The sequence below is a fragment of the Bacillus sp. C28GYM-DRY-1 genome (assembly GCF_030519405.1).
Taxonomy (GTDB): domain Bacteria; phylum Bacillota; class Bacilli; order Bacillales; family Bacillaceae; genus Bacillus; species Bacillus spizizenii_A.
Window position 1 is genome coordinate 19,829 of the sequence record NZ_JAUMKF010000027.1, and the last position, 17,516, is coordinate 37,344.

Annotated in this window: 19 protein-coding genes; 12 read left to right on the plus strand and 7 right to left on the minus strand. The window is 43.8% G+C overall.

Annotation, left to right across the window (positions count from 1 at the left end):
- The first annotated feature begins 10 nt into the window (after nucleotides 1–10).
- On the plus strand, nucleotides 11–1,288 hold the full coding sequence (locus Q3W56_RS18635) for a dihydrolipoamide acetyltransferase family protein (RefSeq protein WP_302896460.1): 1,278 nt from the start codon (nucleotides 11–13) through the stop codon (nucleotides 1,286–1,288).
- Nucleotides 1,289–1,348: 60 nt separating this feature from the next.
- On the opposite strand, the gene bmrR is transcribed toward Q3W56_RS18635, so the two are convergent.
- From bmrR to Q3W56_RS18650, 3 genes are all read right to left on the minus strand, one after another.
- A complete protein-coding gene (bmrR, locus tag Q3W56_RS18640) occupies nucleotides 1,349–2,185 on the minus strand; it encodes a multidrug efflux transcriptional regulator BmrR (protein ID WP_019714899.1) in 837 nt (278 codons plus the stop codon).
- A gap of 72 nt (nucleotides 2,186–2,257) precedes the next feature.
- Nucleotides 2,258–3,427, minus strand: coding sequence for a multidrug efflux MFS transporter Bmr (gene bmr, locus Q3W56_RS18645; RefSeq protein WP_268400040.1), 1,170 nt, complete (start codon nucleotides 3,425–3,427; stop codon nucleotides 2,258–2,260).
- An 81-nt stretch (nucleotides 3,428–3,508) separates the two neighbouring features.
- A complete protein-coding gene (locus Q3W56_RS18650) occupies nucleotides 3,509–4,393 on the minus strand; it encodes a YegS/Rv2252/BmrU family lipid kinase (RefSeq protein ID WP_268400039.1) in 885 nt (294 codons plus the stop codon).
- A 159-nt stretch (nucleotides 4,394–4,552) separates the two neighbouring features.
- Between Q3W56_RS18650 and brxB the strand changes: the two genes are divergently transcribed.
- From brxB to Q3W56_RS18680, 6 genes are all read left to right on the plus strand, one after another.
- Nucleotides 4,553–4,990: a bacilliredoxin BrxB gene (gene brxB / locus Q3W56_RS18655; protein WP_003226477.1), complete on the plus strand. Its 438-nt coding sequence runs from the start codon at nucleotides 4,553–4,555 to the stop codon at nucleotides 4,988–4,990.
- A gap of 267 nt (nucleotides 4,991–5,257) precedes the next feature.
- On the plus strand, nucleotides 5,258–6,025 hold the full coding sequence (artP, locus tag Q3W56_RS18660) for an arginine ABC transporter substrate-binding protein ArtP (RefSeq protein ID WP_302896461.1): 768 nt from the start codon (nucleotides 5,258–5,260) through the stop codon (nucleotides 6,023–6,025).
- 78 nt (nucleotides 6,026–6,103) lie between these two features.
- On the plus strand, nucleotides 6,104–6,763 hold the full coding sequence (artQ, locus tag Q3W56_RS18665) for an arginine ABC transporter permease ArtQ (RefSeq protein WP_003226481.1): 660 nt from the start codon (nucleotides 6,104–6,106) through the stop codon (nucleotides 6,761–6,763).
- Nucleotides 6,756–7,478 carry an arginine ABC transporter ATP-binding protein ArtM gene (artM, locus tag Q3W56_RS18670; RefSeq protein WP_019714895.1) on the plus strand — a complete coding sequence of 241 codons (723 nt, stop codon included), beginning with the start codon at nucleotides 6,756–6,758 and terminating at the stop codon, nucleotides 7,476–7,478. The genes artQ and artM overlap by 8 nt, the downstream gene beginning before the upstream one ends.
- A 72-nt stretch (nucleotides 7,479–7,550) precedes the next feature.
- Entirely contained in the window at nucleotides 7,551–8,519 is a 969-nt protein-coding gene (locus Q3W56_RS18675) for an aromatic acid exporter family protein (RefSeq protein ID WP_302896462.1), read from the plus strand.
- A gap of 51 nt (nucleotides 8,520–8,570) precedes the next feature.
- Entirely contained in the window at nucleotides 8,571–9,104 is a 534-nt protein-coding gene (locus Q3W56_RS18680) for a L,D-transpeptidase (protein WP_302896463.1), read from the plus strand.
- 20 nt (nucleotides 9,105–9,124) lie between these two features.
- Here Q3W56_RS18680 and prli42 read toward each other — a convergent pair whose 3' ends face one another.
- A complete protein-coding gene (gene prli42, locus Q3W56_RS18685) occupies nucleotides 9,125–9,217 on the minus strand; it encodes a stressosome-associated protein Prli42 (RefSeq protein WP_003226489.1) in 93 nt (30 codons plus the stop codon).
- 88 nt (nucleotides 9,218–9,305) lie between these two features.
- On the opposite strand from prli42, the gene mce reads away from it, so the two are divergent.
- From mce to Q3W56_RS18700, 3 genes are read left to right on the plus strand one after another with little or no spacing between them, the layout of a single operon-like run.
- Complete coding sequence (gene mce, locus Q3W56_RS18690) at nucleotides 9,306–9,728, plus strand: methylmalonyl-CoA epimerase (protein WP_302896464.1); 423 nt, start codon at nucleotides 9,306–9,308, stop codon at nucleotides 9,726–9,728.
- Nucleotides 9,721–11,244: an acyl-CoA carboxylase subunit beta gene (locus tag Q3W56_RS18695; RefSeq protein ID WP_302896469.1), complete on the plus strand. Its 1,524-nt coding sequence runs from the start codon at nucleotides 9,721–9,723 to the stop codon at nucleotides 11,242–11,244. The genes mce and Q3W56_RS18695 overlap by 8 nt, the downstream gene beginning before the upstream one ends.
- A gap of 17 nt (nucleotides 11,245–11,261) precedes the next feature.
- Nucleotides 11,262–12,377, plus strand: coding sequence for a tripeptidase T (locus Q3W56_RS18700; protein WP_302896465.1), 1,116 nt, complete (start codon nucleotides 11,262–11,264; stop codon nucleotides 12,375–12,377).
- 48 nt (nucleotides 12,378–12,425) lie between these two features.
- Here Q3W56_RS18700 and Q3W56_RS18705 read toward each other — a convergent pair whose 3' ends face one another.
- The 3 genes from Q3W56_RS18705 to mifM form a co-directional block, all read right to left on the minus strand.
- Nucleotides 12,426–13,154, minus strand: a complete 729-nt coding sequence (locus Q3W56_RS18705; RefSeq protein WP_302896466.1) for a YqjF family protein — start codon at nucleotides 13,152–13,154, stop codon at nucleotides 12,426–12,428.
- A 155-nt stretch (nucleotides 13,155–13,309) separates the two neighbouring features.
- Nucleotides 13,310–14,137, minus strand: coding sequence for a membrane protein insertase YidC (locus tag Q3W56_RS18710; protein WP_302896467.1), 828 nt, complete (start codon nucleotides 14,135–14,137; stop codon nucleotides 13,310–13,312).
- 30 nt (nucleotides 14,138–14,167) lie between these two features.
- Entirely contained in the window at nucleotides 14,168–14,455 is a 288-nt protein-coding gene (gene mifM, locus Q3W56_RS18715) for a membrane protein insertion/folding monitor MifM (protein WP_302896470.1), read from the minus strand.
- A 72-nt stretch (nucleotides 14,456–14,527) separates the two neighbouring features.
- Here mifM and Q3W56_RS18720 point away from each other — a divergent pair, with 72 nt between their 5' ends.
- A complete protein-coding gene (locus Q3W56_RS18720) occupies nucleotides 14,528–15,772 on the plus strand; it encodes a DNA polymerase IV (protein ID WP_302896468.1) in 1,245 nt (414 codons plus the stop codon).
- A gap of 110 nt (nucleotides 15,773–15,882) precedes the next feature.
- Nucleotides 15,883–17,292 carry an NADP-dependent phosphogluconate dehydrogenase gene (gene gndA / locus Q3W56_RS18725; protein ID WP_019714886.1) on the plus strand — a complete coding sequence of 470 codons (1,410 nt, stop codon included), beginning with the start codon at nucleotides 15,883–15,885 and terminating at the stop codon, nucleotides 17,290–17,292.
- Nucleotides 17,293–17,516 lie beyond the last annotated feature (224 nt).

The window sequence follows — 17,516 nt, forward strand, 5'->3', positions numbered from 1 at the left end:
GGTTACAATCATGGCAATTGAACAAATGACGATGCCGCAGCTTGGAGAAAGCGTGACAGAGGGGACGATCAGCAAATGGCTTGTTGCCCCCGGTGATAAAGTGAACAAATACGATGCGATCGCGGAAGTTATGACAGATAAGGTGAATGCAGAGGTTCCGTCTTCTTTTACAGGTACGATAACAGAGCTTGTGGGTGAAGAAGGCCAGACCCTGCAAGTCGGGGAAATCATTTGCAAAATCGAAACAGAAGGCGCCAACCCGGGTGAACAAAAGCAAGAGCAACCGGAGTCGTCAGCAGCAGCGGAGACACCTGCTGCAGAAAGCCGCGCCGAAGAAGCCAGTCAGCCCAATAAAAAGCGCTACTCGCCAGCTGTACTTCGTTTGGCCGGAGAGCACGGAATTGATCTTGATCAAGTGACAGGAACAGGTGCCGGCGGGCGCATTACGCGAAAAGATATTCAGCGCATCATTGAAACAGGCGGCGTGCAAGAACGACCTGAGGAGCCGAAAACAGCAGCTCCTGCACCTGCGTCTTCAGCAAAAACAGAGCCGAAGAAGGAAGAGACTTGCTATCCTGCGTCTACAGCCGGAGATATAGAAATCCCTGTTACAGGCGTAAGAAAAGCAATTGCTTCCAATATGAAACGAAGTAAAACAGAAATTCCGCATGCTTGGACGATGATGGAAGTCGACGTCACAAATATGGTAGCATACCGCAACAGTATAAAAGATTCTTTTAAGAAGACAGAAGGCTTTAATTTAACGTTCTTCGCCTTTTTCGTCAAAGCGGTCGCTCAGGCGTTAAAAGAATTTCCGCAAATGAATAGCATGTGGGCGGGCGATAAAATCATTCAGAAAAAGGATATCAATATTTCAATCGCGGTTGCGACAGAGGATTCTTTATTTGTTCCGGTGATTAAAAATGCTGATGAAAAAACAATTAAAGGCATTGCAAGAGAAATTACTGACCTTGCCAAAAAAGTAAGAGACGGAAAACTCTCAGCAGATGATATGCAGGGGGGAACGTTTACCGTAAACAACACAGGTTCGTTCGGTTCAGTTCAATCGATGGGCATCATCAACTACCCTCAGGCTGCGATTCTTCAAGTGGAATCCATTGTCAAACGCCCGGTTGTCATGGATCATGGCATGATTGCTGTCAGAGACATGGTCAATCTGTGCCTGTCCTTGGATCACAGAGTGCTTGACGGCCTTGTGTGCGGACGATTCCTCGGGCGTGTGAAGCAAATTTTAGAATCGATTGACGAGAAAACATCTGTTTACTAATAAGCAAAAAGAGCGTTTTTTGAAATGTAACTTCAAAAAATGCTCTTTTTCTATACAGCATTATTCAGCGATTCGGATTTTCATTTCGACCCGATATTCTTCTTGTTTTTTGGGGGAGTAATGTACCGGTATAATTAACTCGTAAACATCACTGGCAACTGTTAAATGATGGTCTGCGATATACTTGATAAGCTTCTGTAAGTTGAGAAAATAATGCTCAGGTAAAAAATGATAGGCGATACAAACATATCTGCCCTTAGGTATCGTGGTGATTTCCATATCCGGCGTAATGGCGGATATTTGTTTATTCGTCAATACAGGGGTAAAGATATGACGGTAAGTCATTTCATCAATGCTGGTGTACGGCTGAAACGAGAAAGTGGCACCGTAGCTATTATTTGTAAATCCATCTGCTGATTCGATAAATTTTTTTAATTTGCTGTAGGAGGCGTTGAGCACGTTTTCAGGCCCAATTCCCTCTGCCTCTGTCTGAATGATGCGTGTTTCTTCTTCATCCAAAACAAACACCTCGCCGAGCGCAGGGTATTCCATCTGCCGCTTCATCCGCTTTTTCACCAAGGAAATGGACTGCTCTAATGTTGATAAAAAATCTAATTTCTCCCTGATTTGCTTTTCCTGCTCTGTATAAAAAGCAAACAGTTCCTCCATCTCTAATTCCTGTGCCTTTTTCATCTCTTCTAAAGGTGTGCCAATATATTTCAATGATTTAATCAAATCAAGATGATAGAGCTGAGAATCTGTATAATAGCGGTAGTTGGTATCCGGGTTGACGTAGGCGGGTTTAAATAAATCAATTTTATCGTAATAACGGAGCGCTTTAATCGACACATTTGCCAGCTTTGAAACTTCTCCAATTGAGTAATACGATTCTTTCATGCCACCACTCCTTCTATGATCAGTATAATGAAGAAGCGCATTCTTTGCAGTACACAAAGAATACGCTTTTTATTATGTGCTGGCTTTTAGATGTGCAGGCGCTTTCCAAGCAATAGTCAGCGCAATGCCTATGGCTAAAGTCACCGTTGCAAAGTAGAATGGGTAGTTTACATCAATATCGAACAGCATTCCGCCGATAATAGGCCCGAACACATTTCCGATACTTGTAAACATCGAATTCATACCGCCGGCGAACCCCTGTTCATTCCCAGCAATCTTTGACAGATAGGTCGTCACCGCAGGCCGCATGAGATCAAATCCGACAAATACGGTGACTGTAACCAGCAGAATCGCAACATAAGAATTCACGGCTGTCATAATGAATACCAGACTCGTCGAGAGAATTAAGCTATACCGAATTAAACGGATTTCGCCAAACCACCTTGTAAAGCGGTCAAATAAGAGGACTTGCGTAATAGCGCCGACAATCGCTCCTCCTGTAATCATAATCGCAATATCGCTGGCTGAAAATCCGAATTTATGGTCAACGAATAACGCAAATAAAGATTCAAATGACGCTAAACCAAAAGACGAAATCAAGATAATGAGAAAAGCAATGAAATACATGGGTGCAAAAATCCGTTTGAACCCTGTTTTTTGTCCTTTCCTGTCCTGATTTTCAGGATTTCGTTCCGGCTCGCGCAGCGTGAATATTGATAAAATGGCTGCCAGCAAAGCAAAGGCTGCCGCAAAGAAAAAAGGCAAACGAGAATAGATTTCCGCTAAAAATCCCCCGATGCCAGGCCCGATAATAAAGCCCGTTGAAATAGCAGCTGACATATAACCTAGCGCTTTTGGCCGTGTTTTAATGGTCGTGATATCCGCGATAAAAGCCGTGACCCCAGGCATAATAAAGGCAGCGCTGACACCGCCAAGCATACGGGAGATAAATAAAACCTCAACTGTTTGTCCCATACCGAATAAAAACTCCGAAACACTAAAGAAAAACAGGCCGATCACGATCATAATTTTACGTCCGAAGCGGTCAACCCACCTTCCGCCTATTGGTGAAATAATGAGCTGTGTAACAGCGAAGCAGGCGACCATATAGCCAACCGCAGTGCCTGATAAATGCAGTTCATTCATAATGGTAGGTGTTACTGGGATCACAAGTCCGATCCCCAAAAACGCAATAAATAAATTGGTTAATAATATTGTTAAGGTGATATTTTGTTTCTCCATGTAACTTCCCCTTTTTCAAAAGTGTATCCCTTATACTCTAATGCCTCCTCTTAGTGGAGAGTCAACGGATTTACAAAATCTTTACGGGACTAGCATATCAATGTGCCGCGGCAGGACTTGAATCACCGCAGGCGTATGAGTATAGATTTCTCCATCTGTATCAACCTTTTTGACAGTGTCCGTTTCAATTTCGACTCGAGAGGCCTGGATATAGGAAAGCTCTCCGGTAAACCGATCAATTGTGCCCTGTTCCATGCTCATCAGCTCCCGCAATGCGGAGAGATTGGTGCTGCGGCAGATGAGGATATCGAGTAAGCCGTCATCTATACTGGCATCCGGCAGGGGAATTCGGTTCGTTCCAATGTATTGTCCGTTCATAACAAGCAGCATAACGGCTTCTTCTTTAATTTCTTTTCCATCAATTTTTAATGTCATCGGAAATGATCCGGCAGATGAGACTGTTCGGAGTGCACTTGTATAATAGCTGATTTTTCCCAATAATGCTTTTGAGGTTTCGTTGATCTGATTCGACGTTTCTGTAATCAGACCGATCCCCCAGAAATTTAAAAAATAACGCTCGTTCATCTGACATACATCTACGCTAGTTTTTTTTCCTGACACAAGTGCTTCCGCCGCTTTTGCGAGATTTTGAGGGATGCCCAGCACTCTTGAAAAGTCATTGCACGTTCCGCCGGGCAAAATCCCGACCGCAGGCTTTCTTTCTAAAGCGCTGATGGCATTAATGCATTGATGGACTGTGCCGTCGCCGCCGAGAATAAAGACAGTGTCTACAGAATCATCAATGGATTGGCAAAAATAATACGCATCGTCTTTTTTCTTTGTCTCTTTAACGGTCACCTCATCTAAAGCTTGTGATAATACCGGTACCACAGCCCCTAATGCTTTTTCTATATTTTTGTTGCCGGCATTTCCGTTATGAATTAGTAACGCTTTCCGATGGCTCATACAAAACTGCTCCTTTATTTTACATCTGGTTATATAATCCCCTATTCATGTAAGCTGTAAACGGAGACCAAAAAAGTGTACGGCTAAGCAATGTTATTTGCCGATATGGACGTTTCCTTGCTATCATAAGAACAGATGATAAAAAAGGAGAGGTCTTCATTGAACATGGATTTTAATTTATTTATGAATGATATTGTCCGCCAAGCGAGACAAGAAATTACTGCTGCCGGATACACTGAGCTGAAAACCGCTGAAGAGGTGGATGAGGCACTTACGAAAAAAGGAACGACGTTAGTCATGGTAAACTCTGTTTGCGGATGTGCCGGAGGAATTGCAAGACCGGCTGCCTACCATTCCGTTCACTATGATAAAAGACCTGATCAGCTCGTTACCGTCTTTGCCGGACAGGATAAAGAAGCGACAGCGCGAGCGCGTGACTATTTTGAAGGATATCCGCCATCTTCTCCGTCCTTTGCGATTTTGAAAGACGGAAAAATCATGAAAATGGTAGAGCGCCATGAAATTGAAGGACATGAGCCGATGGCAGTAGTGGCAAAGCTGCAAGAAGCCTTTGAAGAATATTGTGAAGAAGTATAAGACGAAAAACCCGGGTGCCTAAGCAGATCCGGGTTTTTTTATGCATAAAACCCCAAAGAGATATGAATAAATATTAAGAGATTATTCAATTGGATTATGCAACGAATCTATTTTTATCTAGTAATATCAAAAAGAAACCGTTGGGAAAATAAGCTTGAAGAAATTTTTGAAAATAGTATTGCATAAAAATAAGAAACTGTTTAAAATACAAATTAACGAATAAATATTCAAATACACTAAAAGTAATGAATATGGGGGAAATGGATTATGAAGAAATGGCTCTTATTACTTGTAGCTGCGTGCATCACCTTTGCATTATCTGCTTGCGGCTCAAGCAGTTCTGGTTCAGAAAGCGGAAAGAAAAAATTAATTATGGGTACTTCGGCGGATTACAAACCGTTTGAATATAAAGAAGGCGATGATATTGTCGGCTTTGATGTAGAGTTGGCAAAAGCGCTGGCGAAGAAGACTGGCTATGAAATTGAAGTGCAGGATATGGACTTCAACAGCTTAATTACAGCGCTGAAATCAAAACAGGTGGATCTGGTTCTGTCAGGAATGACACCGACGCCTGAGCGTAAAAAACAAGTTGATTTTTCCGATGTGTACTACACAGCGAACCATATGATTGTCAGCAAAAAAGACAGCGGCATTACATCTCTGAAAGACCTGAAAGGAAAAACAGTCGGCGTTCAGCTTGGCTCTATTCAGGAAGAGAAGGGGAAAGAGCTTTCTCCGGAATATGGTTTTCAAACAGAAGACCGCAACAGAATTTCTGATTTAGTGCAGGAAATCAAATCTGACCGCTTTGATGCTGCGATTATCGAAGACATGGTGGCAGAAGGGTATTTCAAATCAAATGACGACTTGCAAGGCTTCGAGATTCCTGATGCGAAAGCGGAGGAAGCCGGTTCAGCGATTGCTTTCAGAAAGGACAGTGAACTGACAGACAAATTCAATAAAGCCCTCAAAGAAATGGAAGATAACGGAGAGCTCGAGAAATTGAAGAAGAAATGGTTCACTGGCGAGAAGTAAAAAAGCGGCTCAACTTTTTCGTTGAGCCTTTTTATTGAACAGGAAATCTTTTTTCCGTAAGAAAAGGAGACAAAGACTATGAATTTGGATTTTTCAGCAACGATCCCCCAAATTCCTTTTATATTAGAAGGCTTGGCAATTACTTTAAAAATTGTTATCGTATCAGCCATTATCGGACTTATTCTCGGTATTGTGCTAAGCTTATGCAAGATCAGCACGTTCCGCCCGCTGATCTGGATCGCTGATTTTTATACATCAGTGTTCCGCGGTACGCCTTTAGTGCTGCAGCTTATGATTGTCTATTTCGGGCTTCCGCAGCTGCTCGGCTTTCAAATTGACCAGTTTTGGGCGGCGGTTGTCGCATTGTCATTAAATTCCGCAGCTTATGTTTCGGAAATTATCAGAGCCGGGATCAACGCCATTGATAAAGGGCAAAAAGAGGCGGCTGTCGCACTTGGTGTCCCGTACGGAAAAATGATGAAGGATCTGCTGTTGCCGCAGGCCTTTAAAAATATATCACCTGCAATTGTAAATGAATTAATTACGTTAACAAAAGAATCGGCGATCGTCACCGTCATCGGGCTAGGTGATGTCATGAGACGCGCTTATCAATCAGGCGCCGCCACTTATAATTACCTTGAGCCGCTCATTATCGCCGGATTGATTTATTATGTGCTTGTCCTGATTTTAACGTTTATCGGCAAGGCTGTAGAAAGGAAGCTGAAATCCAATGATTAAGATTGAAAAGCTGTCAAAATCATTTGGGAAACACGAAGTATTAAAAAACATTTCAACAACAATCGCAGAAGGTGAAGTTGTTGCCGTAATCGGTCCTTCAGGCTCAGGCAAATCAACGTTCCTTCGCTGTTTAAACCTGTTGGAGAAGCCTAACGGCGGAACCATTACCATCAAAGACAAGGAGATCACGAAGGCGAAAACCAATACTTTAAAGGTCCGGGAAAACATCGGGATGGTTTTTCAGCATTTTCATCTCTTTCCGCACAAAACGGTTCTCGAAAATATCATGTACGCGCCTGTCAATGTCAAAAAAGAATCAAAACAGGCTGCACAGGAAAAAGCCGAAGAACTGCTCCGCAAAGTCGGTTTGTTTGAAAAGAGAAATGACTATCCAAACCGCTTGTCTGGCGGACAAAAGCAGCGTGTCGCCATCGCTCGGGCTCTTGCAATGAATCCGGAAATCATGCTGTTTGACGAACCGACCTCTGCACTTGACCCGGAGATGGTCAAAGAAGTGCTCCAGGTGATGAAAGAATTGGTCGTAACCGGTATGACTATGGTGATTGTCACGCATGAAATGGGTTTCGCAAAAGAAGTCGCTGACCGTGTGTTATTTATGGATCAAGGAATGATTGTCGAGGACGGCAATCCGAAAGAATTTTTTCTTTCGCCAAAATCCAAAAGAGCGCAGGACTTTTTAGAGAAAATATTATAGAATATAGAAAAAAGAAGAAGGCTGATTGCTTCTTCTTTTTTATTGAAGAAACAAATAGAAATGGAGTCCGACATGTTTAAAATTGGTTACCGCACAATAAAGACCGCGCTTGGAACAGCTTTGGCTATTTATATAAGCCAGCTTTTGCATTTGCAAAACTTCGCCTCAGCAGGAATCATCACCATTTTGTGCATTCAAATCACACAAAAACGGTCGCTTCAGGCATCGTGGGCCCGCTTTGCGGCATGCTGTCTGGCAATTCTTTTTTCGTTTCTCTTTTTTGAGCTGATTGGCTATCACCCGTTTGTTATCGGAGCGCTTCTCCTGATATTCATCCCGATAACTGTCCTCTTAAAAATTAACGAGGGAATTGTCACCAGTTCAGTTATTATCCTTCATTTATACATGTCCGGCGGCATTACGCTTGCTTTCATTTGGAATGAAGTTCAGTTGATTACGGTTGGTATTGGTGTCGCTCTTTTGATGAACTTGTATATGCCGAGCCTTGACCGGAAACTGATTGCCTATCGTAAAAAGATAGAGGATAACTTTGCTGTCATTTTCGCGGAAATAGAGCGGTATTTGTTAACTGGTGAGCAAGATTGGACTGGAAAAGAAATTCCGGAAACACACCAGCTCATTACGGAGGCGAAAAACCTGGCATACCGGGATGTGCAAAACCACATTTTGCGCTACGAAAATCAGCATTATCATTATTTTAAAATGAGAGAAAAGCAATTTGAAATTATTGAACGCCTTCTTCCTAAAGTGACTTCTATCTCCATTACGGTGGATCAGGGAAAAATAATCGCTGAATTTATCCACAATTTGCGGGAAGCGATCCACCCGGGAAATACAGCGTACAAATTTCTGAAAAGACTTGCTGATATGAGAAAAGAATTCGAGGAGATGCCGCTCCCGGCGACAAGAGAGGAATTTGAAGCAAGAGCCGCTCTTTTCCATCTTCTCGGTGAAATGGAACAATATTTAGTGATTAAAAGTTATTTTAAAGGGATAAAATCGCAAAAATCACTCGGCTGATTCGCATGAGCTCTTCCTTCATTGGTCAACCTAATGAAAAAGGAGGAGCTTATGCGTTTTTTCTTATGTTCAATTTTTATGATGATGATTTCACCGATTTGGCCGCTCGGCGAAAACCCGCTGCCGGGCGATCCGTATGTCATTGTCAACAAGAGAACAAACGAACTTGCTGTCATCCTCGATAATAAAGTAGACGGCGTGTACAGCGTGGCGACCGGAAAAACAGACGAGCTGACGCCAGAAGGGGAATTTTCGGTAACGGTAAAAGCAGTGAATCCTTACTACAGAAAGAAAAATATTGAAGGGGGATCTCCTGACAATCCGCTTGGGGCGAGGTGGATCGGATTTGACGCGAATGGAACAGACGGGCGGATTTACGGAATTCATGGGACTAACCGGGAAGACTCAATAGGAAATTTTGTGTCTAACGGCTGTATTCGTATGCATAACGGTGAGGTCGTTCATTTGTTTGAAAAAATTCCGGTGGGGACAAGAGTGCTGATTACAAACGACACCCGATCTTTTGAGGAGATTGCCATTGAGCATAGAGCTCTGATAAAAAAGCAGGATGTTCCCATTCAGTAAGGCCGCCTGCTTTTTTATCGTTATAAAAACATGACGATTCCTGAGAGTACAGTTGAAAGAATAAAAACTCCCAAAATCACAATCAAAACGCTTTTCATCAGTTTTTGTGACATGATTTCACTCCTTAGACAATCTGTCTATATTTTAGCGTGTTTTGAATGGACGGACAAGCGATATCTATTGAAGGAAAGCAGGGATAAAATGAACAGGCTTGACCATATCGGGATAGCCGTTTTTTCGATAGAAGAAGCGAGAAGCTTTTATGAGGATATATTGGGGCTTGTGTTTCTTCATCAAGAAACGGTTGAAGAACAAAAGGTGAATGTTGCTTTTTTCCAAGCAGGAAGCGTCAAGCTGGAGCTGATAGAGCCGTTGACAGCTGACAGCCCCGTCCGTTTATTTTTGGAGAAGAAAGGGCAGGGGCTCCATCATATTGCATTTTTGTGCAACAGCCTATCTGAAAAGCTCCAAGCATTGTCTGACCGGAAAGTTCAATTAATTGACAGGTATCCGAGACAGGGAGCAAACAGGAAAAGGATTGCATTTCTTTCTCCGCGGGAAACAAACGGCGTTCTTATAGAGCTTTGCGAACCGAAAGGAGACCAAACCAATGAACATGAATGAGCATATCGATCATTTATATACGAGACGCGGGCAGGCAGAACAAGGCGGAGGACATGAAAAGCTGGCAAGGCAGCGGCAAAAGGGAAAACTCACCGCTCGGGAAAGGATCACGTTTCTTCTTGATCAGGATAGCTTTATCGAGCTGCATCCTTTCATGGAAAGTCAAGTGTTAACAAAAGAACAGCGCATTTTAGGGGATGGGGTCGTGACAGGGTACGGGACAATTGACGGACGATCTGTATATGTATTTGCGCAAGACTTCACAGTATTCGGCGGGGCGCTTGGCGAAACCCATGCCAAAAAAATCTGCGCTCTGATGGACCTGGCAGCAAAAAATAAGGCGCCGATTATCGGGCTGAATGACTCAGGTGGTGCGAGAATTCAAGAGGGTGTGGTATCATTAGATGGATACGGTCACATATTTTACCGAAACGTGCTATATTCCGGAGTCATTCCGCAAATATCGGTTATTTTAGGGCCGTGCGCTGGAGGCGCTGTATATTCTCCGGCACTCACAGATTTTATATTTATGGCTGAACAGACCGGCCGGATGTTTATTACCGGGCCAAAGGTGATTGAAAAAGTGACAGGAGAACAGGTTGATGCGGAGAGCTTAGGCGGAGCGGGAATACATAATGCCGTCAGCGGAAACGCCCACTTTTCCGGACATTCGGAGAAGGAGGTACTGACAGGAGTGAAAAAGCTGCTGTCTTATTTGCCGCTGAATGGCCAGACAGCAGCGACGACGCCAGAGAAAGAGGCTTCCAGACCGTCATTAAACCGTCTGGTGCCCGCTGACACGACAAAACCGTATGATGTTCGGTCGGTGATTAAGGAACTGGCTGATCCGCAGTCTTTTTTTGAGATTCAGCCGTTTTTTGCGAAGAACATTGTCATCGGATTTGCAAGGCTAGGTGAAAAAACAATCGGCATCGTTGCGAGCCAGCCAAAGCACCTGGCGGGCAGCCTGACGATTGACGCTGCTGATAAAGCAGCGAGGTTCATCCGTTTTTGTGATGCATTTGATATACCGCTGCTAACTGTCGAGGATGTTCCGGGGTTTCTGCCGGGTGTTCAGCAGGAGCATAACGGAATTATCAGACACGGAGCAAAATTATTGTTTGCCTATGCAGAAGCGACCGTCCCAAAAGTCACGCTCATTATCAGAAAAGCGTATGGCGGCGCCTATGTCGCTATGAACAGCAAAGCGATCGGAGCTGATCTTGTGTTTGCATGGCCGAATGCTGAAATCGCAGTGATGGGGCCAGAAGGCGCGGTATCAATTTTGTATGAAAAGGAAATAAAAGCTTCAGCCGACCCGCAAAAGACAAAACGAGAAAAAACAGCTGAATACAAAAAGGAAAACGCCGGCCCATATAAAGCAGCGGCCTGCGGAATGGTCGATGACATCATTTTGCCGGAAGAATCAAGGAAAAGACTGATTCAAGCTTTTCACATGCTTGCACATAAGACAGAAGAGAGACCGAAAAAAAAGCACGGTAACATACCGCTTTAACATGGAGGGACTTACAAATGGTGAATGAAAAACGCCTGCTGGAAGAATTTTTAGAACTTGTCCAAATTGACTCAGAGACAAAACACGAATCAGAAATCTGCAAAGTGCTGAAACAAAAATTTTCTGATTTAGGTGTGGATGTAAAGGAAGACGATACAATGGATATCACTGGCCACGGAGCCGGAAACCTGATCTGCACATTAAAAGGAACAAAACAAACAGATACCATTTATTTTACATCTCATATGGACACAGTTGTACCCGGAAACGGCGTAAAACCGGTTGTAGAGAACGGTTATGTCAAAACAGACGGCACTACAATTTTAGGCGCCGATGATAAAGCGGGACTGGCTGCCATGTTTGAAGCGATTAAAGTGCTGAAAGAAGAAAACATTGAACATGGCACAATTGAATTCATTATTACAGTAGGCGAAGAATCAGGCCTGATCGGAGCGAAGGCGCTTGACCGTTCTATGATCACGGCATCCTACGGCTATGCCCTTGACTCAGACGGGAAAGTCGGAAATATCATTGTGGCTGCGCCGACACAAGCGAAGGTTAGAGCGGCAATTTACGGGAAAACCGCACATGCCGGCGTTGAACCTGAAAAAGGCATTTCAGCGATTACAATCGCAAGCAAAGCCATTTCAAAAATGCCATTGGGCCGTATCGATGAAGAAACAACAGCAAACATCGGCCGGTTTGAAGGCGGCACACAGACAAACATTGTGTGCGACGAAGTCCATATTCTTGCTGAAGCACGCTCATTAGTTCCTGAGAAAATGGAAGCTCAGGTTCAAAAAATGAAAGCTGCTTTTGAAGAGGCCGCAGCTGATTTGGGCGGACGCGCAGAAGTCGAAATTGAAGTCATGTATCCTGGATTCAAATATCAAGACGGCGACCAAGTTGTTGAAATCGCGAAAAAAGCCGCAGCTAAAATCGGACGCCCGAGCGAGCTGCAAACGAGCGGCGGCGGAAGCGATGCTAACGTTATTGCAGGTCATGGCATCCCGACGGTTAACCTTGCTGTCGGTTATGAGCAAATTCATACAAAAAATGAAAAAATGCCGGTTGAAGAACTCGCCAAAACGGCAGAAATGGTTGTTGCCATTATTGAAGAGGCGGCAAAATAAAAAAAGAAAACCCGAGCGGGCCAGCCCCGACTCGGGTTTTTTTTGCATTCAGCGCCATTGCCTGAGCGGCCAAAATAACACGTCCTGCTTTTTAGCGTAATGAAGCAAGGGGTCTGACTCTGGCAGTGTAATGCCGTGAGCATCAGCCACCGTATTGACGGAAAACTCGGCTTCTGAATGTTGCAGCAGCCACGGATGATGATGAATGTCTTCGTAATAGAGCTTATTGCGATAAGTGGTGTAGAGCCTGTATCGTTCCGTCAGCCAGTAATCGAGCGAATCCTTTTCTGCTGTAAAAGGAGCTGAAATGGGCCGGTATGCGGCGTGGAATGCTGCTTCTTTGTCATCTTTCCGCTTGCTGACGTAGTCAATGCCATCATCGTTTTTTTCGGCTTTCATATTCGCGTAAAAATAAGGCAGATGAAAGAATGTGCGAGCGCCAAGGACCGCCAGTCGATGATCGGCATCTAAGCTAAAAAAATAAATGCCGGGCTTGCCTTTATACGTGACATAAGTGCGGAGGTTAAGCTCAGGAAATGCACGCGCACCGGGAATGGCAGGAAGATAACGCGCCCTCAGGTTCGTGAGCATAAAGGGAAGCATGCTGATCCAAGCTTGCCCGTTATATGTATCTAATTCTAAAACGGACGGTACCAAAGCGCGAAGGATAGAAACATCAACAGGCCAGTGGGCAAATAAGACATCATTCCAGGTTTGTCTCATGATCCAAATTCCTTCTGGCACAGAAATAATTTTTTGCTCAGCCCGATCTGTCACGTTTATGCTCCTTTCATTTAGATGTGAGTAAAGGTATTCCCGATTTGTTACTTTTTAAACGATACGGCTGTTTTTTAGGATGACCATTTTCGCGTCAGCCATGACAGTGGTAAGATACAAAAAACAACCCCGGCTTTTTGCTCGGGGTTGTTTCATTATTTGACCGGCTCAGTAAGAGCGGCGGCTTTTTTGGTTTTATGGTATGTCATCTGAAGGACAATGTTTTGCACTGTCAGGAACAGTCCGCTTGTGAACCAGTACAGCGGAAGAGCTGCCGGAACGTTAAGCGAGAAAATCGTCATCATCACAGGGAAGATGAACACCATCAGTTTTGCGGATTGCTGCGCCGCCGGATTTTGCGGGACAGCGGAATATTTGGCGCTCAGTTTTTGGGCGACATAGGCTTGAACAAAGTACATAACTCCCGCACTAAGAGACACGAGAATGTCAGATTGTCCTAAACTGAACCATAAAAACGAATGTGACGCAATTTCAGGTGTAGAGCGAATCGCGTAATAAAACCCAATCACAATAGGAAACTGAATCAGCATGGGGAGACATCCCATGGCAAGCGGATTGATATTGTGTTCTTGATACAGCTTCATCATTTCCATTTGCAGTTCTTTTTGCTTTTCCGGGTCCTTCGTTTTTTTTAATTTGGCCTGAATGCTGTCAACCTGAGGTTTAATAACTGCCATTTTCTCTTGGAACATGCGCTGTTTTTTAAACTGATTGACAAACAAAGGCAGTACTACGACACGCACAATAATGGTGACGAGAATAATAGAAAGTCCGTATTCCCCGTGAAACAGCCCGGCAACACCCTTAAGAAGAGCGGAAAACGGTTCGATTAAATAGTCGTGGAAAAAACCTACGTTGCTGAGGCCTCCCACCTGATTACTCGCCGCAAATGCAGCATTGCCCGAGCATAATATGATTAAAAAGATACCCATTGCCAAAAGTTTTTGATATGTTTTTAACAAATTTGTTCTCCTCCTTTTTATAAATGCGGTTTATAAAAGAAGGGAACTGGCGTCTTCATCATCGTTCACAGGCGAATTCATGCGGAAGACTTTACGTATCCAAGTTGTAATGCGATGATATATAATAAGAAGAAAGTCTGTTCGGTTAATGTGAAAGACCGTCTGATGTTCATCTGTTCGTTTTGATTTCCAGTGCTCGCCGGCACGGCACTCTCGTAAGAGGAATGCAATCCCGATTGCCGTCAGAGCCGGAAGAATAATTGTGAAAAAATCGACTAAGAATAAAACGTCATTTATCGATTCCACAAACATTGTCATCACATCCATTCAATACCTTCATTTTACTATATGTACAAGCCGTTGTCTAATGAACGAAAAGGAGATTTGTTTATGCAGGGAAAGAGCCGAATTATTTTCCATATTGATATGAATAGCTTCTATGCATCGGTGGAAATGGCATATGATCCGGCTCTCCGGGGGAAGCCGGTCGCAGTTGCCGGAAACGTAAAGGAGCGAAAGGGCATCGTGGTAACATGCAGCTACGAAGCAAGAGCGCGCGGCGTCAAAACAACGATGCCGGTTTGGGAAGCGAAGCGGAATTGTCCTGAGCTCATCGTTCTTCCGCCGAACTTTGACCGCTATAGAAGCTCCTCAAGAGCGATGTTTAACATTCTCCGCGAATATACTGACCTGGTGGAGCCTGTCTCCATCGACGAAGGCTATATGGATATGACCGAGACACCATACAGCAGCCGCGCTCTTGAGACGGCAAAAGAAATTCAAAGCAGGCTGCAAAAAGAGCTGTTGCTTCCGTCAAGCATAGGGATCGCGCCGAATAAGTTTCTCGCAAAGATGGCGTCTGATATGAAAAAACCGCTTGGCATCACGATTTTAAGAAAGAGAGAAGTGCCTGATATCCTTTGGCCGCTTCCTGTGGGAGAGATGCACGGAGTTGGCAAAAAGACAGCGGAAAAGCTAAAGGGACTCGGCATCCATACGATTAGAGAGTTAGCAGCAGCTGATGAACACTCGCTGAAGCGTCTGCTTGGCATCAATGGGCCGCGCCTTAAAAATAAAGCAAATGGCATTCATCATGCGCCAGTTGACCCGGAGCGCATTTACGAATTTAAAAGCGTCGGCAATTCATCGACACTTTCACATGATACCAGTGATGAAGAAGAGCTGTTAGGCGTTTTCAGAAGGCTTGCGGCTTCCGTGAGTGACCGCTTACAGCGCAAGGAAGTCATGGCTTCGAAGCTTTTTATTATGATTAGATATGCAGATTGGAAAACCATCACCAGAAGCATCACGCTGAAAAATCCGATCGATCAAAAAAATGAGATTATGAAAGAAGCGGAGCACCTCTTTTTTAAACATTGGAATAAAAATCCTGTCAGGCTGCTTGGCATTACCGGAACGGATTTAGTAGAAAAAGAACAGGCTTATAAACAGCTTGATTTGTTCAATTTTAATGAAGATGCGAAGGATGAGCCCATTCAGCAGATGATGGAAAAGCTGAATGAAAAGTACGGTGCCAAGCTGATCAGAAAAGGGGCAAGGGTAAAAAAAGAGGAGAGCAAAACAAAGGGAACAAGCTTTAATAAGGATTTTTTTCAGGATGAAAAGAAAAGTTGAATAGCTTGAAAAACAGGGTGAATGTATGGTAATTTCTTTATTATAAATATCATTTTATTTTAATTTAAATTTTAAAATGATTAAAACGTTTGCAGAAGGGACGTTAGAATATGTCAAAACAACAAATCGGAGTTATCGGGCTTGCGGTCATGGGTAAAAATCTGGCTTTAAATATCGAAAGCCGGGGATTTTCTGTTTCTGTTTACAACAGATCAAGCAGTAAAACTGAGGAGTTTTTGCAGGAGGCAAAAGGAAAAAATGTTGTTGGCACATACAGCATTGAAGAGTTTGTCCAATCCTTGGAAACACCGCGCAAAATCTTATTAATGGTTAAAGCGGGAGCTGCAACAGATGCGACAATTCAATCTCTTCTTCCTCATCTAGAGAAGGATGATATTTTAATTGACGGCGGAAATACATACTATAAAGACACACAGCGCCGTAACAAAGAACTCGCTGAAAGCGGCATTCACTTTATCGGAACAGGTGTTTCGGGCGGAGAAGAAGGAGCGCTTAAAGGGCCTTCTATCATGCCTGGCGGACAAAAAGAAGCACATGAGCTTGTGAAGCCGATTCTTGAAGCGATTTCTGCAAAAGTTGACGGAGAACCTTGTACGACATATATCGGTCCAGACGGTGCCGGCCATTACGTAAAAATGGTGCATAACGGTATTGAATACGGAGATATGCAGCTGATCTCTGAATCTTACTTCATTTTGAAACAGGTGCTAGGCCTTTCAGCTGATGAGCTTCATGAAGTTTTCGCTGAATGGAATAAAGGTGAGCTTGACAGTTACCTGATTGAGATTACAGCCGACATCTTCACAAAAAAAGACGAAGAGACAGGCAAACCGCTTGTTGATGTGATTCTTGATAAAGCAGGACAAAAAGGAACAGGAAAATGGACAAGCCAAAGTGCGCTTGATTTAGGTGTTCCGCTTCCGATTATTACTGAGTCTGTATTCGCGCGCTTTATCTCAGCTATGAAGGAAGAGCGTGTGAAAGCGAGCGGCCTTCTTTCAGGACCAGACGTGAAGCCTGTTACAGAAAATAAAGAAGAGCTGATTGAAGCGGTCAGAAAAGCGCTGTTCATGAGCAAAATCTGTTCTTACGCGCAAGGATTTGCCCAAATGAAAGCTGCTTCTGAAGAATATAACTGGGATCTGAAATATGGCGAAATCGCTATGATCTTCCGCGGCGGCTGCATCATCCGCGCAGCGTTCCTTCAGAAGATCAAAGAAGCTTACGATCGCGAACCTGAGCTTGACAACCTTCTTCTTGACAGCTACTTCAAAAATATTGTAGAAAGCTACCAAGGAGCGCTTCGCCAAGTGATTTCACTTGCAGTCGCCCAAGGTGTGCCAGTGCCGTCATTCTCAAGCGCTTTAGCTTACTATGACAGCTACCGCACAGCTGTCCTGCCTGCAAACCTAATCCAAGCGCAGCGTGACTACTTTGGCGCCCATACTTATGAGCGTACAGATAAAGAGGGTATCTTCCATACCGAATGGATGAAGTAATCAATAAAAACCCCCGAAGCCTTTGGGGGGACTGACCCCATAAGATGAGACAAATAAAAACACCTTCAAGTTTGAATACGGATGATTGTTATCCGAAATTAGACTTGGAGGTGTTTTTTCTATGGGGACAAGAGTGAGTTATCCGCTTGAAGTGAAACAGAAGGCTGTAGACATGAGATTGGCAGGCGTACCTATGAAAGAGATCATGCAGGAGTTGAATATCA